The sequence below is a fragment of the Neochlamydia sp. TUME1 genome (genome assembly GCF_000813645.1).
In the GTDB taxonomy this organism is placed as follows: domain Bacteria; phylum Chlamydiota; class Chlamydiia; order Chlamydiales; family Parachlamydiaceae; genus Neochlamydia.
The window spans coordinates 1-2,624 of record NZ_JRXI01000045.1; the positions used below are offsets into that span (position 1 = coordinate 1).

Genomic DNA, 2,624 nt, shown 5'->3' on the forward strand with positions numbered 1-2,624 from the left:
AGGTAGAGATGATAAGTTAAGGTAGCTTTAAAAGAAGCCTTGCAGCGCTCATAAAAGATCGCTTGCCGAAACGGCGCTGTATCCCTTTGAAAGAAGCTTTGAAAATTTTTTTGCTCTAGGAAAGTAGCCTACTAGTAAGCAGAACTATCCATCAAAATTTTGGTTATGAAAAAGTCTAACATGTCCAAAGGACTAGGGGTAGTAACAGGTAATAAGCTTAGTATAGGCTGTGCCTTAAGACAAGCTATTCGATCATTTACGGAATAAAGCTTAAAATAATTATAATACGCTTTTGAGCTACTCCTTATGTACCTCCATACTTTATAAAATCCCTTTCGTTAAGCAGAGAGACATGTACCAGAGGGTTGGGTATGCAGATATAGTTTTTTTTAAGCATATAAGATTAAAGAAAAAGCTCCTCAAACTGTTTAGTAACTGATCCTAAATTGCTATATTTCTGCGCTTTATTATTTTTTTAGTCTTCTCTTTGCGTCTATGGTAAATCGCCTTTACCTTTTATTTGACATGGTTTAAACTTCTTGCTTTGTTTAAGGAGAGTATAATGAGACATTTAAGCATCTACATTCGCTTGGTATTTTTTACATTTTGCTACTTAAGTAGTCCTTATTTAGAAGCAGCTTATACAATTAAAAATGGACGAATTGTTGATGTAGACAAGCTAGCCACTTTGCAGCCAGATCAACACTTTTCTTTGGGGCAAACAGCGATGAATAATGGAGATTGGCAGGAGGCTTCTCGTCAATTTGCTATTGTTTCTAATAACTTCCCTAACAATCCTTATGGTCAGCAGTCTTTATATTATTTAGGGATAGCTGAATTTAATCTGAAAGAATACGATTTTGCTAATAAGGCTTTTTCTGCCTATCTTAAATGCCAAAACAATCCTCCATATTTCCTTGAAGCAATTGAGTATAAATATGCTATTGCAGAACAGCTACGTGGCGGCGCCAAGCGACGTCTATTAGGTACAAAACAGCTTCCAAAATGGTCGACAGGCAAAAGTCTTGCCCTAGCAATTTATGATGAAGTGATTACCGCCATGCCCAGTCATGAAATGGCAGCTCAGGCTTTATATGCTAAAGGGTGTCTCCTTTGGGAAAAGCGTGAATATCGCTTAAGTATTGAATCCTTTCAGCTTTTATGCTCACGTTTTCCTAAAAATGAATTAACGCCTACTAGCTATGTTAATATAAGCTGTATCTACTATGATTTATGCCAAAATGAGCCGCAAAATCCTGATGTTTTAGCTTTTGCAGAGCTTAATGCAAAGAAATTTATCCACGAATTTCCTAAAGATGAGCGGATAGACGAAGTTAGGCAAAATGTTCAGCAAATAAAAGAGTGTTATGCAACAGCTCTTTATGAAACAGCTAGATATTATGAAAAGATTAAGCAACCACGTGCTTCGCTTATTTATTATAGTAACGCGATTAAGAATTTTCCAGATACTCTAGTGGCCCAGCGTTGCAGAGATAGGCTAGAGCAAATGGGCTTTTCTCATGATGCTAGAGCTTTAGCTCCTCTTGTTTTTCCGGTGCCTTCAGGTAAAAAAGATAAGAATAGTTAATCATTCATGACACGTTGCTATTTATGGATCTTTTTTACTCCTTTTTTTCTTATGACTTCCTGTGGTTATCATGCCGGGCCGGAGGAAGTTTTATCTTCATATCAAACCATCTGTATTCCGTATGTTAAAAATGATGCAAAAGGTCAATTGACTGCTAATTTAATAAAATTAGTTTCCACGCAAACAGGTTTGCAATATCAAAACTGGGGAGGCGATCTTACCCTACTAGTGGACTTACTACCCATTGAAAATGAAAATGTGGGCTACCATTATGAACGTAAAAATAGCGGGAAATTAAGACATTCTATTATTCCTACTGAAACGCGGTTAATAGCAATAGCCCAAGTAACCTTAGTAGATAATATGAAGGGAAAATCGCTATGGGGGCCTGCTAAGGTGATGGCTTCAATTGAGTTTGATCATGAATATGAAAAAACGCGTGATGGGATCAATGTCTTTTCTTTAGGCCAGCTAACGAATTACGACGAAGCTTACGAGGCTGCTCATTCACCCTTGTATGATCAATTATCTCAGAAAATTATCGACTTTATCATCAATAGCGAATAGAAAAGTTAAGAAATTTTTTTTACAAATTTTTCCTAGACTGCAAGTCATTACGTAAACTAATTTTTTAACTTTTTCCTATAATAAGGTCAGTAGCCTGCAAGGTTTTAGGAAAGGCTAATTAGATATTTAGCTAATCTTAGATAAACGATTGAAAAAGGCTTTTTTATCTTTTAGCCGATATTTTAACTTGGATACAAAAATAGAGGGCTCCTGAGTTTGGCACCTCTATTTTATAAGTAGTTTATTTTCAAAAAGATAAGTTTTTAATAAGATTCTGTAGTGGCAACTATTTCATATATTTGTTTGAAAATAAATCAAAAAAATATAAAATATGAGTATGTTTATCAAGAAGACTCGCTCAAAAAATTTTGTTTATCTTAGTTTAGTAAAAACTTTCCGAGAGAATGGAAAAGTTAAACACCGAACCATTGCACAATTGGGGCGATTAGATCGTCTTCTTCAAAAAGGC

Annotated in this window: 2 protein-coding genes; both read left to right on the forward strand. The window is 35.4% G+C overall.

Annotated features, from left to right (window positions below):
* Positions 1 to 562: 562 nt before the first annotated feature.
* Positions 563 to 1,588 carry an outer membrane protein assembly factor BamD gene (gene bamD, locus DB41_RS02000; protein ID WP_080502355.1) on the forward strand — a complete coding sequence of 342 codons (1,026 nt, stop codon included), beginning with the start codon at positions 563 to 565 and terminating at the stop codon, positions 1,586 to 1,588.
* A 6-nt stretch (positions 1,589 to 1,594) separates the two neighbouring features.
* On the forward strand, positions 1,595 to 2,155 hold the full coding sequence (gene lptE, locus DB41_RS02005) for an LPS assembly lipoprotein LptE (RefSeq protein ID WP_039383758.1): 561 nt from the start codon (positions 1,595 to 1,597) through the stop codon (positions 2,153 to 2,155).
* Positions 2,156 to 2,624: the final 469 nt, after the last annotated feature.